This is a genomic window from Marinimicrobium sp. UBA4209, assembly GCF_002381585.1.
GTDB classification, from domain to species: Bacteria; Pseudomonadota; Gammaproteobacteria; order Pseudomonadales; family Cellvibrionaceae; genus Marinimicrobium; species Marinimicrobium koreense.
This window is the reverse complement of sequence record NZ_DFTP01000094.1, coordinates 98051-99077: the sequence shown is the minus strand read 5'-3', so window position 1 is coordinate 99077 and position 1027 is coordinate 98051. Positions and strand designations below refer to the sequence as shown.

The following is a 1027-nucleotide window of genomic DNA, read 5'->3' as shown; positions in this document are numbered from 1 at the left end:
GATTTTGGCATTGATGCTGGGCAGCAGGTTGGTGTAAGAGTTGCTCTCGGTGACCTCGGTCGGCGAGCCCTCTACGGTCTCAAACAGCGTCGGGTCGCCGGTGGCGACAATATCGCTAAGAACCGTTTGCACGGCATCGACCGACGTGGACGTTTCGGCATAACGGGCACCGACATTCACTGTCCATGGCAGATTCATGACATCACCTTCAAAGGTGAAGTCCAGATACAGGCTGGAGATATCTTCCCGAACGGTATAGCGATCGTCATTCACTGTCAGCTCAAACATGTTCCCATCCTGGAGGGCCTGCCAGGTGGTGCCAATGTCGTTGCCCCGCATTTCGTCGTTCTCGTTGGCCTTTTCCTCGGTGAGCATTACGTCGTAAAGCTCCCAGTTGTCAAAGGTCCACCAGGTATCCTGAGCGCCGGGGAAGAAGCTGGGTGCGGTGAATTTGGTCATCAGCTCTTCGGGAGCGGATGCGTAGTAACCGCCATACAGGGAGCCGTTATCAACACCCACTGAGTAGTAGGCTTTTTCCCGCTCCTGGCGGTAGGCACCGAAACGCATTGAGGTAAAGCCACTGGTATTGTAGGGCGTGTATTCAAAATCCGCGCGAAGCTCGTTGATCTCATCCTGGCTGTTGGGGCCACCGGGAGAACCAACATGCATCTTCATGATGGAGCGATCCGGGATTTCACTGCCGTTGTAGCCTTCATGGTTGGCCAATGGGCGTCCGGAGCTCAGATCAAAATCATAAGTGTTGATATGACCGATTACGCCGAAGTTCTCTTTCCCGGCCATATCGTTCTCGGCATCCGAGTAAGACACATCGAACTTGGCCACCAGCTCGTCGGTAACGTCCCACTCCACATTCAGGCCGAAGGCGTTGAGGGTGACGAACTTACTGTCCCCGTGGTTGACCACGAAATCGGTCGCGGCGCGGGTGTCTTCGGTGCCGACGTTATTCATGTAGGTGACGGTGCGGGTTTCGTTGTTGAAATCGACGTCCGTGACCCGGTTGGGCTCA

At 55.2% G+C, this 1027-nt stretch carries 1 protein-coding gene; it reads right to left on the bottom strand.

What is annotated here, in order from left to right; genetic code table 11:
• Positions 1 to 1027, bottom strand: a 1027-nt coding sequence (locus tag B3187_RS13965) for a hypothetical protein (RefSeq protein WP_286807087.1), incomplete at both ends; no start/stop codon positions are given.